This window comes from Glutamicibacter sp. MCAF14, from assembly GCF_052114325.1.
GTDB classification, from domain to species: domain Bacteria; phylum Actinomycetota; class Actinomycetes; order Actinomycetales; family Micrococcaceae; genus Glutamicibacter; species Glutamicibacter arilaitensis.
This window is the reverse complement of the sequence record NZ_JBFREO010000007.1, coordinates 117,422-131,272: the sequence shown is the minus strand read 5'-3', so window position 1 is coordinate 131,272 and position 13,851 is coordinate 117,422. Positions and strand designations below refer to the sequence as shown.

At 60.2% G+C, this 13,851-nt stretch carries 17 protein-coding genes; 5 read left to right on the top strand and 12 right to left on the bottom strand.

Going from position 1 to position 13,851, the window contains the following annotated elements; genetic code table 11:
• The 5 genes from AB4Y71_RS15190 to hxlB all read right to left on the bottom strand — a co-directional run.
• Positions 1 to 207 (bottom strand): hypothetical protein (locus AB4Y71_RS15190; protein ID WP_441721610.1); only part of this gene is annotated, 207 nt, incomplete at its 3' end.
• 164 nt (positions 208 to 371) lie between these two features.
• The gene (locus tag AB4Y71_RS15185; protein WP_441721607.1) at positions 372 to 614 is read right to left on the bottom strand and encodes a hypothetical protein; all 243 of its coding nucleotides are present in this window, start codon (positions 612 to 614) and stop codon (positions 372 to 374) included.
• 494 nt (positions 615 to 1,108) lie between these two features.
• Positions 1,109 to 1,348 carry a hypothetical protein gene (locus AB4Y71_RS15180; protein WP_441721604.1) on the bottom strand — a complete coding sequence of 80 codons (240 nt, stop codon included), beginning with the start codon at positions 1,346 to 1,348 and terminating at the stop codon, positions 1,109 to 1,111.
• A gap of 298 nt (positions 1,349 to 1,646) precedes the next feature.
• Positions 1,647 to 2,270 carry a 3-hexulose-6-phosphate synthase gene (gene hxlA, locus AB4Y71_RS15175; RefSeq protein WP_441721601.1) on the bottom strand — a complete coding sequence of 208 codons (624 nt, stop codon included), beginning with the start codon at positions 2,268 to 2,270 and terminating at the stop codon, positions 1,647 to 1,649.
• Positions 2,271 to 2,327: 57 nt separating this feature from the next.
• Positions 2,328 to 2,924, bottom strand: coding sequence for a 6-phospho-3-hexuloisomerase (hxlB, locus tag AB4Y71_RS15170; protein ID WP_441721598.1), 597 nt, complete (start codon positions 2,922 to 2,924; stop codon positions 2,328 to 2,330).
• A 161-nt stretch (positions 2,925 to 3,085) separates the two neighbouring features.
• On the opposite strand from hxlB, the gene AB4Y71_RS15165 reads away from it, so the two are divergent.
• Together AB4Y71_RS15165 and AB4Y71_RS15160 are read left to right on the top strand one after the other, a co-directional pair.
• Entirely contained in the window at positions 3,086 to 4,384 is a 1,299-nt protein-coding gene (locus AB4Y71_RS15165) for a LuxR C-terminal-related transcriptional regulator (RefSeq protein ID WP_441721595.1), read from the top strand.
• A 283-nt stretch (positions 4,385 to 4,667) separates the two neighbouring features.
• Positions 4,668 to 5,237, top strand: coding sequence for a YdeI/OmpD-associated family protein (locus AB4Y71_RS15160; RefSeq protein WP_441721592.1), 570 nt, complete (start codon positions 4,668 to 4,670; stop codon positions 5,235 to 5,237).
• A 43-nt stretch (positions 5,238 to 5,280) separates the two neighbouring features.
• Here the strand turns inward: AB4Y71_RS15160 and AB4Y71_RS15155 are convergent, their stop codons facing one another.
• Entirely contained in the window at positions 5,281 to 5,484 is a 204-nt protein-coding gene (locus AB4Y71_RS15155) for a hypothetical protein (protein WP_441721589.1), read from the bottom strand.
• A gap of 172 nt (positions 5,485 to 5,656) precedes the next feature.
• Between AB4Y71_RS15155 and AB4Y71_RS15150 the strand changes: the two genes are divergently transcribed.
• Both AB4Y71_RS15150 and AB4Y71_RS15145 read left to right on the top strand, forming a co-directional pair.
• Complete coding sequence (locus AB4Y71_RS15150) at positions 5,657 to 6,562, top strand: 2-hydroxyacid dehydrogenase (RefSeq protein ID WP_441721586.1); 906 nt, start codon at positions 5,657 to 5,659, stop codon at positions 6,560 to 6,562.
• A gap of 134 nt (positions 6,563 to 6,696) precedes the next feature.
• The gene (locus AB4Y71_RS15145; RefSeq protein ID WP_441721583.1) at positions 6,697 to 8,229 is read left to right on the top strand and encodes a deoxyguanosinetriphosphate triphosphohydrolase family protein; all 1,533 of its coding nucleotides are present in this window, start codon (positions 6,697 to 6,699) and stop codon (positions 8,227 to 8,229) included.
• 75 nt (positions 8,230 to 8,304) lie between these two features.
• Here AB4Y71_RS15145 and AB4Y71_RS15140 read toward each other — a convergent pair whose 3' ends face one another.
• Both AB4Y71_RS15140 and AB4Y71_RS15135 read right to left on the bottom strand, forming a co-directional pair.
• Positions 8,305 to 9,330, bottom strand: a complete 1,026-nt coding sequence (locus tag AB4Y71_RS15140; RefSeq protein WP_441721581.1) for an RNase H family protein — start codon at positions 9,328 to 9,330, stop codon at positions 8,305 to 8,307.
• 60 nt (positions 9,331 to 9,390) lie between these two features.
• Entirely contained in the window at positions 9,391 to 9,516 is a 126-nt protein-coding gene (locus AB4Y71_RS15135) for a hypothetical protein (protein ID WP_441721578.1), read from the bottom strand.
• A gap of 8 nt (positions 9,517 to 9,524) precedes the next feature.
• Between AB4Y71_RS15135 and AB4Y71_RS15130 the strand changes: the two genes are divergently transcribed.
• The gene (locus AB4Y71_RS15130) at positions 9,525 to 10,058 is read left to right on the top strand and encodes a hypothetical protein (RefSeq protein ID WP_441697154.1); all 534 of its coding nucleotides are present in this window, start codon (positions 9,525 to 9,527) and stop codon (positions 10,056 to 10,058) included.
• 54 nt (positions 10,059 to 10,112) lie between these two features.
• On the opposite strand, the gene AB4Y71_RS15125 is transcribed toward AB4Y71_RS15130, so the two are convergent.
• From AB4Y71_RS15125 to AB4Y71_RS15110, 4 genes are all read right to left on the bottom strand, one after another.
• A complete protein-coding gene (locus AB4Y71_RS15125; RefSeq protein ID WP_223261574.1) occupies positions 10,113 to 10,244 on the bottom strand; it encodes an NADP-dependent isocitrate dehydrogenase in 132 nt (43 codons plus the stop codon).
• Positions 10,245 to 10,353: 109 nt separating this feature from the next.
• Complete coding sequence (locus AB4Y71_RS15120) at positions 10,354 to 11,091, bottom strand: type II toxin-antitoxin system RelE family toxin (protein WP_441721574.1); 738 nt, start codon at positions 11,089 to 11,091, stop codon at positions 10,354 to 10,356.
• Entirely contained in the window at positions 11,078 to 11,353 is a 276-nt protein-coding gene (locus tag AB4Y71_RS15115; RefSeq protein ID WP_441721571.1) for a type II toxin-antitoxin system prevent-host-death family antitoxin, read from the bottom strand. The genes AB4Y71_RS15120 and AB4Y71_RS15115 overlap by 14 nt, the downstream gene beginning before the upstream one ends.
• A gap of 133 nt (positions 11,354 to 11,486) precedes the next feature.
• On the bottom strand, positions 11,487 to 13,709 hold the full coding sequence (locus AB4Y71_RS15110; protein WP_134780706.1) for an NADP-dependent isocitrate dehydrogenase: 2,223 nt from the start codon (positions 13,707 to 13,709) through the stop codon (positions 11,487 to 11,489).
• Between the last annotated feature and the right edge of the window lie 142 nt (positions 13,710 to 13,851).

Genomic DNA, 13,851 nt, shown 5'->3' with positions numbered 1-13,851 from the left:
GGTGAAGGCTTTGCTTATTTGGTCATAAGCTCCGGAGTCGAATTCGGTTTTGGCAATGAGGTGTTCGAAGGGATCGTTCATCGGTGGTTCGCTGAGCGCTTGGAGTTCTTGGTTAGTACGGCGCGCGTGCTTTTCGCTGACTCTGCCTGTTTTACTTTGCCGCATCTTCTGCGTACCTCCCATTTTTCTTGTCGCTTCCGTGCTCATCGCTAGATGCCGTGCATGAGCCATGATCCCCTGTCGTAGGCGAACTCAGGTACCGCAGCTTGTGGCTTGTGTGCGGGTGGTCGTTTGGTTCCTGCTGTCCACGTGGGTGCAGGAAAAGCAGCGCAGCGGATAGGGCTTTTGCTGTGCACAGGTGGGCAAGAGGCTTAACCCCGTTGCCCCGGTTTCGTGTCGGTTGGGCCGGCGGCGGGTAGGGTTTCCATCCAGCAGGTCGCGTTGATCGCGACCTGTAGCGCTGCCAGGGCTTGGGCGACGGCTGGTTTCGTGTCGGGATAGTCTTTGTTCCATAAGTCGGTGCTCATAGTGATGCGTCCGGTAGCGGCGAGGTCTTCCAGCTCGTTGGCCAGGGCTTTGAGGTCATCGAAAATCTCTGAGGCGTTGCGAGTCATGGTTGCTGTCCTTCGGTGGTGGGGTACGGAGGAAGATTATCGAACGTGACCGACAAGTGCGGCAGCCACGTCCCGTAGGTCTCCCCTTTCTCGTCCTCCCAGACCACGTGCACTAAGTGTGGGGTGCGGGCGGTGGCCTGTCCGTGAATTTGTGGGGTTCCGGTGGGCGTATGAATGAGAGCTGTTACGGCTTGATGTGGCTGGATGGGGTGGCCTGGGTAGTCTCCGGGCTGTAGCCGCATCACTCGATAGGGTTTGCTCTGGTGAGTGAAAACGTCCCAGGGGTTCGGTACCGGGGGTGAGGTTTGAGCGCGGCGGCCGGGGGAGCTGGCGGCGGAGGCCGCCGCGCGCGATTTCTGCAACCGCTCAGTGTCCGCTTGCAGGTTTCTTTCCCAGATGCTGGGGTCGCTAGTCATAGGTTTTATTGTCCTTGGTGTGCTGGGGATATGGCTAAGTGAGGGGCTTGGTTGCCCCTCACTTGGCCGGTTATTTACTTATCGGGTGTACTGGCCTCCCCCATGGCGCTGACCGACGGCGTCAAGGCCTGGAGCGAGGCCTTCCCAGACCTGTAGAAGCAGTCGCTGGCCAAGGTTCCGCTGGGCCGCTTCGGCGATCCGGAAGCCGACGTCGCACCGGTGGTCGCGTTCCTGCTCTCGGATGACGCCAAGTACGTCACCGGCCAAGCTCTCATGGCAGATGGTGGAGCCAACAAGTTCTACTAGTCCCCGGAACACTTTCCTGCACTCCAGAGGCCGGGATATTGTCCCGGCCTCTGGAGTGCTTTAACGTCCACCGGCTAACGCTTTCGCGCCACCATCCCAACGTGAACGATGCCGATTATTAACTGCTCTCGGTGGGGGCGCCAATGGTTCTGACCAGCAGAGCCAATGCCTGGAGCCGGGCTTTCCCAGAACTGTTCGAGCAGTCCCTGGCCAAGGTCCTGCTAACTGTAGTGCCTCTGGACATTGTGAACACTGGGATCGGCGGCCTTGCTCCGTCAGATCACATTCACAACCCCACGGGGAATCGCGTCTAGACCAGCGCGGCCTGCAGTTCCTCGGCTGCCTGAGCCGGGTCTTCGGCGGAGTAGATGGCACCGCCGGCCACGGCTACCTGCGCGCCGGACTTCTGGACGTTGGCGATCGTGCTGATGCTGACGCCGCCAGCCACCGAGAACGGCACCTGGGATGCCTTGCCAGCGCTCAGCAGCACATCCAGGTCGTAGCCCGGCTGCGCCTGCTCGTCCAGGCCAGCATGGAATTCGACAAACTGGACACCCAGCGCAGCAACTTCGCGGGCCCGGGCTGGCTTGTCAGCGATGCCGATCAGATCCACGACGATGCCCTTGCCGCGCTCGGTAGCGGCCTTGACTGCGCCGGCGATCGTGGAATTATCGGCGGCCCCGAGGATGGAGACCAGATCCGCGCCAGCGGCGAAAGCGATATCCGCTTCCAGTTCCCCGGCGTCCATGGTCTTCATATCCGCGAAGACGGTCTTGTCCGGGTGGGCCTGCTTGATGGCGGTGATCACCGACAGCCCTTCGGCCTTGATCAGCGGGGTGCCCAGCTCGATAATGTCCACATACGGGGCGACTTTTCCAGCCAGCTCCAGAGCTTCTGCAGTGCTGAGCAGATCGATGGCAACTTGGATTTTCATGATGTTCCCTTTCAGGGGTTATTGGTGGTGGGTTGGTATTGGCGCCAAAGCACCGGTCTATTCCAGGTTCGCGTGGCGCTGCCACAGCTGCTGGGCGGTGGCGTCATCCGCGTTCCAGAGCGTGTGGAACACGATTTCAGTGATCAGGAACAGCGCCTGCTCGAACAGGCTGCCGGAGTATTGGCGGGTAATGGACGATCCGTGGTCCGTTTTCCCGGCGGCCGGGACTTCTACGAGAACGTGGGCGGCCGTCCCGATGGGGCTGGATGGATCGGTGGTGATGGCCGCGATCCGGGCACCGACCCGCTGGGCGGTGCGGACGCTCTGGACCACTCCTGCGGTGGTTCCGGATCCGGAGGCCACGAGCAGCAGGTCCCCCTCGCTGATGGCCGGCGTGGTGGCATCCCCGGCGACGTGCACGGCCAGGCCCAGATGCATCAGGCGCATCGCCGCCATGCGCAAGGCCAGCCCGCTGCGCCCGGCGCCGGCGACGAACACCCTAGGTGCCGCGCGCAGCTGCGCTGCGAGCTCGATGACCTGCCGCGGCTTCACGCCCCGCACGGTTGCCTCGATCTCCGAGTGGACCAGGTCCAGGGTGTCCAGCACATCCTGCGGGGATATCGCTTCGGTGAGGGGTTCGGCCATGGTGTTCATGCCATTCCTTTCGACAGCGCCTCCCGGCGGACCGGATAGGCTTTGATGGGCATGAGTCAATTCTCCGGCCAGAAAGGGGTGGCCGCTACGCCATTTACAGGCAGTTGAACCTATCCTTTCGGATAGTGGCTGGTCCCCCGAGCTGCGATACACTGGCCTGCATGAGCATTCTGGATTCCTCTTTCGTCCCTGGCCTGCAAGCTTCCGCACCGGCACCAGGGGTGCTCGAATCGATCGCGCTGCTGGCCACGGCTGCGCTGCCGCAGATCGCCGTTCGCCTGCGTGATGCCCTGGCTCCGGAAATCCGTTGCGCGGCGCTGGCGATTTTCACCGAGGAGTGCACCGACAGGCCCAGAAAGCTTGCCGGCGACCAGCGCATCACGGATCTGGTGGGCATTGCGGAACTGGATCGGATCCGCGGCTCCCATCCCGGCGAGAACCGCTGGAGCGGGCATGCCGAGATCGGCGGTGCTCCGCGGGAGATCCTCGCCCTGCGCTACCCGCCCAGCAACGCGCTGCTAGTGCTCATCGAGCCCCGCCCCGCCGGTGGCCAGCCCGAGATGATCGAATACCTGTGGAATCTGGCCGCCAACCGGATCCGCGAGAAGGTGGCCGATGCCCCTCCGTCCTATCTGCGCGAATCGCGCGCGGTCTCGGCAGAGCGGGTCCGGGTTACCGGCGAGCTGGTGGAACAGTACGCGACGAGCCTCGATATCCTGCTGGCGACCTTGCGCTCCACGCAATTGGACGATGCGGCCGCGCGCGTTGCCGCCATCGACCTTGCGGCCAAGACCCTGGTCGGGCTCAAGACCGTGGATGACCGCACCAATAGCATCGTGGAGGAACCGGTCGCTTCGGCTTTCACCCGCTTGCGCGATGACCTGCGCCCGTTGACCACTTTGAGCGGCGTGGACCTGCAATTCGTCGAGCCGCCCAAGAACGGCAGGGCGCTGCCCGGCGAGGTGGCCCATGCCGCCCGGGCCATCGTGCGCGGCCTGGCCCTGGCGATGATGGAGCAGGAAGACATCCAGCGGATCCGGGTGCAGTGGGACTGCGACGGCGAGAATTTGCTGATCAACGTCCGCGACGATGCACGCGGCGGCATCGATCCCTCCGCGGCGGCCTTGGACCGCCTCGTGCGGCGTGTGGAGGCGCTGAACGGACTGATCGAGATCGAGGTCATGGGCGGATGGGGCACGGAGGTCGCGGTGCGACTCCCGCTGGACGCCCCGCCGTCGGCCGTGGCGGAAATCGCCGAATGGAGCCTGGGTGGCCGGGAATTTGAGGTCCTGCAGCTCCTGGCTGCGGGGCAGCGCAACCGGGCGATTTCGCAGGCGCTGGGGATCAGCGAGAACACGGTGAAATTCCACGTGCGCAATCTCTTCAAGAAGATGGGCGTCAGCTCCCGCGCCCAAGCTGTCGCGCTGGCGCACAGCCATGGGGTGGCCAGCTCCACGTAGCCCGCCGGCATTGACGCTGAGCTTGGGGGTGACCAGGACCGGGGGCACAAACTGGTGCAGGGAAAATGCAGCACTCGAGCCCTCAACGCTTTGGCCCGCCGACGGCTGACCGCGCTCGTCGCCATGATTCGTGACGGTTCATTTCATGATGTCCCGGAGCAGGAAAATGCTCCACGGGCTCCAGCCACGGCCCGCCGTCCTTCGGGCAAGCAATGGCAGGCATCATCCCGACGGCGAGTCCAAGCTCTAGCAACTATGGGCAACGAGGTGCAGGATAGGTTCCATGGATCCACAAGATGCTTTGATTCTTCCTGATGTCACCGCTTGGCGCGCTTGGCTCGACGAACACGAAGAAACCAGCGATGGCCTTTGGCTGGTAGTGGCAAAGAAGGGAACGACTTCCCCAACCTCGCTCACTGTCGCACAAGCATTGCCCGAGGCGCTTTGCAGCGGATGGATCGATGCCATCCGCCGCATACGCGATGAGACGACCTTCCTCCAGCGCTACACGCCCCGCCGGAAGAACTCTGTCTGGTCCCAGAAGAACACTGAAATCGCCCAGGAATTGATTGATCAAGGACGCATGCGGCCACGGGGCTTCGCGGAAATCCAGAAGGCCAAGGAAGATGGACGGTGGGAGCGTGCTTACCAAGGCCAGGCCACCGCCCAAGTTCCTCCGGATTTGCAAGAAGCGCTGGATCGCTCGACCGTGGCGGCCAAGAACTTTGCGGCCTTGAAATCCCAACCGCGCTATCACATCCTGCATCAGCTGATGATTGCCCGAACGGAGAAAACGAGGACTGCCCGCTTGGCTCGATTCGTTGCAGAACTTGAGCAGGGTCCAGAAGGCTGATCCTTGGTCTGGTACAGCACTACACGGATGGTGCTGCTGAGCGCTAGCTTCTGGAGCGGTAAATCGCTTCGGCGATCATGACGCCTGCTTGCAGAATCGCTGCCGCAAGAATGACTAGCGCGGCTGCAGTGGCCCCTCCAAGAATCAGCATGACTACTCCGACAAGGCCCAAGGTCCAGGCAATGAACATTGCTCCTGTAGTCATTCCCAGTCCGGCCTGTTGGCTTTTCTTCACGCTCTGAGTCATATTGCCAGTTTAGACGCAGGGCCAAGTTCTCAGGAAAATGATTCCGTGAACTGCTCCGCCATCTAAATCAGGTTGGACGCGGAACTGATCATTTCATTCAGCACCTTGGTACGGTGGATTTCAAAGCCCGGGCCACCCCGGCACTATCTCATCTCAAGATTGGATTCATGGTTTGCGTGTATTAGTTCCGTGGCAGAGCTTGGTCGACAGCATGCAGATTCCCGGGGTCGAACCCGTCTTGTGGAATATCAACGATGGCGAGCCGCCAGCAGCCGACGTGCTTGTTACCGAACGACCGGTGGATCCATCGCACCGAACGCGGGTGGGCAGAATTGCTGGATTGAGGCATGTCCATCTGCTATCCATCGGCTACGAATGGGTGCTGGATCATTTGTCCGAGGATGTCGCGCTTTCAAACTCCAAGGGCGCGGTTGAAGACGCAACTGCGGAGCATTGCCTGGCATTGATTCTTGCTTCACTGCGCGAACTTCCCAGGGCTTATCAGCTCCAGAAGGAAGAATCCTGGTCGCGGCTTTGGACCTCATCACTGCACGGATCGAATGTTGTAGTACTTGGCGTTGGAGGCGTGGGCACAGCCATTATCGAACGACTCAAGCCATTCAAGCCTGCAAAGATCACGGGAGTTGCCAGCACAGCGCGCACCATCAACGGCGGGATCGACGTTGTCGCCTTTGAAAACGTGCATCAGCTATTGCCCTCAGCGGATATAGTCATCTGCGCTTTGCCCCATACGCCCCAAACCCAAGGACTGATTAACAAGGAGTTCATGGATCGGATGCACAACGGCGCCCTTTTGGTCAACGTTGGGCGAGGACCAATCGTTGCCACGGCAGCTCTGATTAAAGAGCTGGAGTCCGGGCGACTGCGTGCTGCATTGGACGTTACCGACCCAGAACCGCTGCCGGTTGGCCACGCGCTGTGGAACGCCCCGGGATGCATCATCACCCCGCATATGGCTGGTGATACAGGACAGTTCGTGGAATTGGTTTCAGAACTAGCAACTCGACAGGTTCAGTTGCTTTCTTCGGGTCAGACACCACTGAATCTCGTTCGTTGATCTTATTGCCCTCATTAGGCGCCTTATTTCAGTAGGAACCCGCGGATAGGATTGGTGGTAGAGGCAGTTCCGCTATAGAACTCGCATGACAATCTCGTGGTATCTCGCGGCCTTTCGCCTAGGCTAGTCATACGATGGAAACTAGAGCACAGACACATCAGACCGGCGGCCGCGACCGCGCTATCGTCGAGCGGAATCGCACCGGTGAGGATGAGTTCCGCATTGATATTGAGCGCATCCGCTTCTCCCCATATTTCTCCCGCTTGTCCTCGGTGACGCAGGTGATTCCCCAGGCTGGTTCAGGGACCTTGGTCCACAACCGGTTGACCCATTCGCTCAAGGTTTCGGCGGTGGCCCGTTCCATCGCCATCGGCCTTCGAAGGCGTGACGAACCTACTAGGCGACTAATCTCCGATTTGGGAGGGTGCGACCCGGTAGTCGTGCAAGCAGCGGCAGCGGCCCACGATCTGGGCCACCCTCCCTTCGGGCATCTGGGAGAGCAGGAACTCGACCGGGTTGCCCGCGATACTCTGGGGCTTCCTGATGGTTTCGAAGGCAATGCACAGACCTTCCGGATCCTCACCGCCTTGGACAGCTGCGATGCCACACCGCGCGGCATGAACCTGACCCGCGCGGTTCGCGCAGCAGTGCTCAAATACCCCTGGACGCGCAATGAATGGCGCAGCCAGGCCCCTGTAGCTCCGGAGCTGCTCCCCCGCGGCGTCGGTGCGAATCCGGCTGCTGGCGCCATGAAGTATTCGGCCTACGATATCGAGGCCGTGGAAATGGACGATGTCCTTTCGGTCTTCCCGGGCATCGGAAAATACCAGCAGACGCTGGAAAGCTCGGTTATGGATATCGCAGACGATATCGCATACGCGGTTCATGACCTCGATGATTTCTATCGAGCTGGCATTTTGCAATACACCAGCGTCTCCGCTGAACTGCGAGCGTGGCTGGATAAGTCCGTCCGCTTCCAAGCCCTGAAGGCTCCAGAACTGGACCAACGGCAACCGGGCCATGCGCTGGAAATTACGTGGCGCCATGTCCTGGCCAAGGATCCCTGGATTGCCAATCCTGAAGCATTCCGCGCCTCGGTGCAACGGGTCGGCCATGACCTCGTCGATGGCTTGCTCGCAGTTCCCTACGACGGCGGCCTGCAGGCAGACCGTGCGGTTACCGCCTTCACCCGGCGATGGATTGACCGATTGCAGGAATCCATCACCGTTGAACGCACGCCTAACGTGCGCAGCGGCCATATCCGCTTGAGCGATGAAGCGTGGCATGACGTCGTGGTACTCAAGTTTGTCCATTCCCGCTTCGTCTTGGACCGTTCAGATCTGGCGGTATACCAGCGCGGGCAAACGCGAATTATCCGTTCCCTGGCAGAAGGCTTCAACACCTGGCTCAACGATCCGGAGGATGCCGGTCGTGCACCGCGACGGTTGCTGGACTCGGTGGAAGCCACCACCGAGGAATACCGCCAGCTGCGCGAGAGCACCCCAGAGTTGTTCTCGCAGTCCGGCCCGCATGAAATCCAGCGGCTGGGCCAAGCCCGGGCCATCGTTGATTACATTGCTTCCTTCACCGATGCCCAAGCCGTCTCGTTGAATTCGCTGCTAACCGGCACCTCGGACAATCTCTGGGAGGCCGGCCGCGGGCTGTAGCGGCCGGGTGCTGCACCGAGCCGGCGGATAGCCCGCCTGCTCGGTGCAGCACCCGGCCACAAATCGCGGCATGTTTCATGCCGCGAGAGCCTGCTGGGACAGCTCCTCGAGAACGATCTTTGTCATCATTGACTGTGTCAGTTGCGGATTGATCCGGGCGCTGAAATGCCGCGACATCAGGATAGCCATCCGGTTGGCCGCTTCGTTGTGCCGATTTCCATCGTGCCCTCGAACCCAACGGGCTCGGGTGCGCCCGGTACGAAGTTCAAGACTCTCGCGCAGCTCATGATGGACCTTCACAGTGCGCTGCCGTCCTTGCACAAGATCATTGACCGCTTTCACCAGGGCACGGCTGTCGCTGAAAATAGTCAGGTCCGAATCGAGCGGGGCGTGGGTCAGCGCCAGCAGGGCGCCAGTGGTTTCTGCCAGCAGGGTGTCCTGGACGTAGTGCTTCGGCGAAATTGCGCAGGCCCAATGGCCTTGCGAGGTTACCATCGCTCCAGCGCTGCGGAACTTCCTGTTCCGCGGCACCGAACCGTCTGTATAGGCTATGACTGAAGGCTTCGCCGTGTAGTCCTGTACCAGAGGGGCCAGGGCCTGGCTATTGGCCTGGTTGGCAACACCCAGATCCAGCCCGAATTGCCATGACGGATTGAGGCAGAAAATCGGATTCATCGATAATTCTGCCATTCCGAGGTCGTCATAGTCCGGGACCAACAAGTCGATCGATGACGGCTGCGAAATCTTGGAGGTAACGGAGAACTCCGCAATAGCCTGCAGGATGGCCTGGTCCAATTCCCCGTTGGCCGCAGTACCCGTGAGAGTCAGCAATGGACGGTTCACGAAATCGCACAAGGTCAGCGCAAAATCGAAGTGGAGACCGTGCGTGCTTCGCTGGGCGAGGTGCTTTTCCTCGACAATCCGCTCCGCAAATGGAACGTACTGCTGCTTCTTACCGTGGGCATCTCGAATGAACGCTGAACGTTCGAGAACGGCGATCAGCCGTGAAGGCTGCGGCTGCCGCTGTGCGCCGGCCAATCTCCGCACACCATCCGGTTCGAGCGCAATCGGCATCTGCGGACGTGGAACTGACACCAGCATTGAGATTCCTCCTGCCTGTTTTGGTGATGTCAGGCGATACTATCGACTGGCACATACGATTTAGCCCCGGGCCGAGTGTTCTGGTGCGGGCACCTGGGCGAGCTCGGCCTCGCGCCCGCCCGATACCCAGGTCGAAATGTCGGTGCGCCATGGCATGATCGGGGTAACGACATCACCCCACGGCAAGGAGCACAGTGGACTCGCAACTTCCGCTCAGAATCATGGAAGCAGTCGGCCTGCTTCACCGGCTGGGCTACCTCGGGCTGCGGATCCTGCCCGGCATCAATGCCTCGGGCACCGCGTGGCGGATCGTCATCCACAACGTCACCGAATGGAACCCCGAGGACAAATTCGGCGACCCTTTCAATTCTGAGGAATCCTGCGTCTACAGCACCGCCGGGGCCAATATCTTCAACAACGACGTGCAGATGCCCGAGGATGTCAGCCGCGTCAGCGTCGCCGAAGCAATCCTTGAGGCCATGCCCTCGCTACAGCGCAGCACCCCGAGCGAGACCGGAAACCTGGACTACGTGCGCTGGTACGCTCAGCTGCTCTCGCAGGTCACCCGGCTCGACGAGTTGCCGGTGGCGTATGCGGACTACTTCGATGATGCCGAGGGATGGGAACTCGGGTGGGGCAGTCGCCGCCGCTTCCCGGCACCGCCGACCTATCGTCCGGAACCCGCAGTATCCCGGGTGCCGCTGGCGGAAACGCCCGCAGAACGTTGAAACAGGCAGGCGCCGCCCCTTCGGGCGGCGCCTGCCTGTTTCAACTCGGGAGGACTACTTAGTCAGCAGTTCCAGAGCCTTGTTCAGCGTTGCGCTAGCGCGCAATACCGCCGAGGTGACTAGTTCCAAGATCGGAAATAGGTCGGTCAGGTAGTCACTCAGCACGAAACAGGTTATCTGCCGCATTAAATTCATTGATCGCCGCTCTTTGTCATGAGTGGCGATCAATTGGTTCGATTCGATGATCAAGCTCCAAATGCTTAAGGGCCCAGACTGCGGATAAGTTTGGTTCAGGTTACCTGTGTCCGCGATGGGCACCAGCATGCCCCTTCACACGAATGCACGGTGTTTTCAGCTTGGGCATGATTGCCCCGCATCTGGGCTCGCGCCTACTCGCCAAGATGCGGTCTGGTCGAGTGCTTGTTGCGATGCGCCCAAGAGCTGCTGCAATGGCAGCTTCGTGGTTCACTTCGCCGTTTACCCATGCCGCTGACATGGCAACGACAATTTCGTCCTTCGACAGTATTCTGGCGAAGTCCTCGTCGAGCGCCCCTGCAGCAACAGCCGATTTAATGAGCCCTTCAGGAGCCGGTTCCTCCTTATAGTCCCAATCTTCCAAACCGACACGTGCCTTGGTGTCATCGATCAGCGTCAGCGCATCCCAGATCTGGGTTTGTTCTGCTTCGCTGAGTTTGCCGGATTGAATCAGGTCGTGCGCGTAAACATACACCTCATCGTCACGTCGATGACCGATTGTTATGACTTCAATCAGGCCAACGCCTTCACGCACGCTCACCCTATATATGATGCGGAACTCTCTTTGCGCAGCCTCAACCGTGTTGAAGCCGACCAAGTTTGTCTTGTTCTGATGTGAAAGAGGGTGCTTGCCCTGTGGAGCAGCGAACAGCGAAACGATCGTGTCCTTCACGTTTTCCCGCTGCGGGGCAACAACGTTTTCGATCAGCCAGTCAATGCTTTCTTCGGTGAATACAACTTCAGCTTGCTGTTGTGGTAGCTCATCAATCGGAGGCAAAGAGCTTCTCCCGAGCCTGATCCGTCGTCAACATTGCCGAACGGTCAGCGACGAGGTTGGCCGCCATGCTCAGCACCTTCAACTCAACTTCGCGTAGAAGCCGGCGCTGTTCATCACGTTCGGCAGCGCTCATGACAACTGCAACAGGCTTTCCGTGGCTCGTCAAAGTCACCGGGTGTTCCTGAGCCTGAGTCGTAATGAATCCTATTCCTTTGCGTGCTGCCACAGTAGAAGAGATTCTTAGAGGATGAGTCGTTGCCATGACACCATGTTAGCAATAAATACATATTAATACATAGAGTATCAACAATTGTGTCATTTGACTTATAGCATATTAACGCCGTCGGCCCCAATCCTCATCGAGGATTGGGGCCGGCGGACTGGGATCTAAGAGACTACTTGGTCAGCAGTTCCAGAGCCTTGTTCAGCGTTGCGCTTGGGCGCATGATTGCTGCAGTCTTGGCTTCGTCTGGGCGGTAGTAGCCAGCGATGTCTACTGCCTTGCCCTGGACCTCGGCCAATTCGGCAACGATGGCTTCTTCGTTCTCGCTCAGTGCCTTGGCTACTGCGGAGAAGGCCTGTGCCAGTTCTGCGTCCTTGTCCTGCTTGGCCAGTTCTTCAGCCCAGAACTTAGCCAGGTAGAAGTGGCTGCCGCGGTTATCCAGCTCGCCGACCTTGCGCTTTGGCGACTTGTCTTCCATCAGGAAGGTGCCGGTCGCAGCATCGAGGGTGTCGGCCAGAACCTGGGCACGAGCGTTGCCGTAGTTCGCGGCCAGGTGCTCGAAGGAAGCGCCCAGGGCCATGAACTCGCCCAGCGAATCCCAGCGCAGGTGATTTTCGTTCACCAGCTGCTGCACGTGCTTCGGAGCCGAACCACCGGCACCGGTCTCGAACAGTCCGCCGCCAGCCAGCAGTGGAACGATCGAGAGCATCTTGGCCGAGGTGCCCAATTCCAGGATCGGGAACAGGTCGGTCAGGTAGTCGCGCAGCACGTTGCCGGTCACCGAGATGGTGTCCTCGCCCTTGCGGATGCGATCGATCGAGTACTTGGTAGCCTCGATTGGGGACAGGATCTTGATGGTCAGGCCCTCGGTGTCGTGGTCCTTGAGGTACTCGTTGACCTTGCTGATCAGCACGGCGTCGTGGGCGCGCTTCTCGTCCAGCCAGAAGACCGCAGGGGTCTGCGAAGCGCGGGCGCGGTTCACGGCCAGCTTCACCCAGTCGCGGATGGCTACGTCCTTGGCCTGGCATGCACGCCAGATGTCACCGGTGAAGACCTGGTGCTCGATGAGCACGGTGTCGTTCTCGTCGACAATTTGCACATGGCCGTTGCCGGCAATTTCGAAGGTCTTGTCGTGGGAGCCGTATTCTTCGGCCTTCTGTGCCATCAGGCCGACGTTTGGCACGGTGCCCATGGTGGTTGGGTCGAAGGCGCCGTTGGCACGGCAGTCGTCGATGGCAACCTGGTAGATGCCTGCGTAGGAGGAATCCGGCAGTACAGCCAGGGTGTCTGCGGTGTTGCCCTTGGCATCCCACATCTTGCCACCCAGGCGGATCATGGCCGGCATCGAAGCGTCAACGATCACGTCCGATGGAACGTGCAGGTTGGTGATGCCCTTGTCGGAATCGACCATGGCAACTTCCGGGCCCTCTTCCAGGCCCTTGGCGATCAGCTTCTCCACGCCGGCGCGGACCTCGTCGGACAGTTCGTCCAGGCCGCCGATGATGGCTGCCAGGCCGTTGTTCGGGTTCAGGCCGGCTGCTGCCAGCTCGTCGCCGTAGGTGTCGAACAGCTCGGAGAAGTAGGCCTTGACCACGTGGCCGAAGATGATCGGGTCCGAAACCTTCATCATGGTGGCCTTCAGGTGCGCCGAGAACAGCACGCCTTCTTCCTTGGCGCGGGCTACGGAGTTCTTCAGGAACTCGGAGAGCGCTGCGGCGTGCATGACGGTGCCGTCGATGACTTCGCCGGCCAGCACGTCGAATGGCTTCTTCAGGACCTTGACTTCGCCGTCTTCGCCGACGAAGCGGATCGAGATCTTCTTGTCCGCGTCGATGACGACGGACTTCTCGTTGGCTGCGAAGTCGTCAACGCCCATGGTGGCGACGTTGGTCTTCGAATCAGCGGACCATTCGCCCATGGAGTGCGGGTACTTGCGGGCGTAGTTCTTCACACTCAGCGGTGCACGGCGGTCCGAGTTGCCTTCGCGCAGCACTGGGTTCACTGCCGAACCCTTGATCTTGTCGTAGCGGGCGCGGATGTCGGTCTCTTCATCCGAGCTCGGGTTGTCTGGGTAGTCAGGCAGTGCGTAACCGGCGGCCTGCAGCTCGGCGATAGCAGCCTTCAGCTGCGGGATCGAAGCCGAGATGTTCGGCAGCTTGATGATGTTGGCCTCTGGGGTCTTGGCCAGTTCGCCAAGTTCTGCCAAAGCATCGGAAATGCGCTGTTCTTCGGTCACATAGTCCGGGAAGGTAGCGATAATGCGACCGGCCAGCGAGATGTCGCGGGTCTCAAGTTCCACACCAGCGGTCGAGGCGAAGGCCTCCACGATTGGCAGGAACGAGTGGGTCGCCAGCATCGGCGCTTCATCGGTATGGGTGTAAATAATCTTTGCCATAGGTGTGGCGTCTCCCTGAACGTCGTGCGGAAGCGGGGTTATCCGCCCTGAACTCAACGTTCCAAATCTACCTGATTTTGGCCAGCACCACACTTTCCGGCCAACAGAAATATGCGCGGCAATCCCTGATATTCGCCGAAAT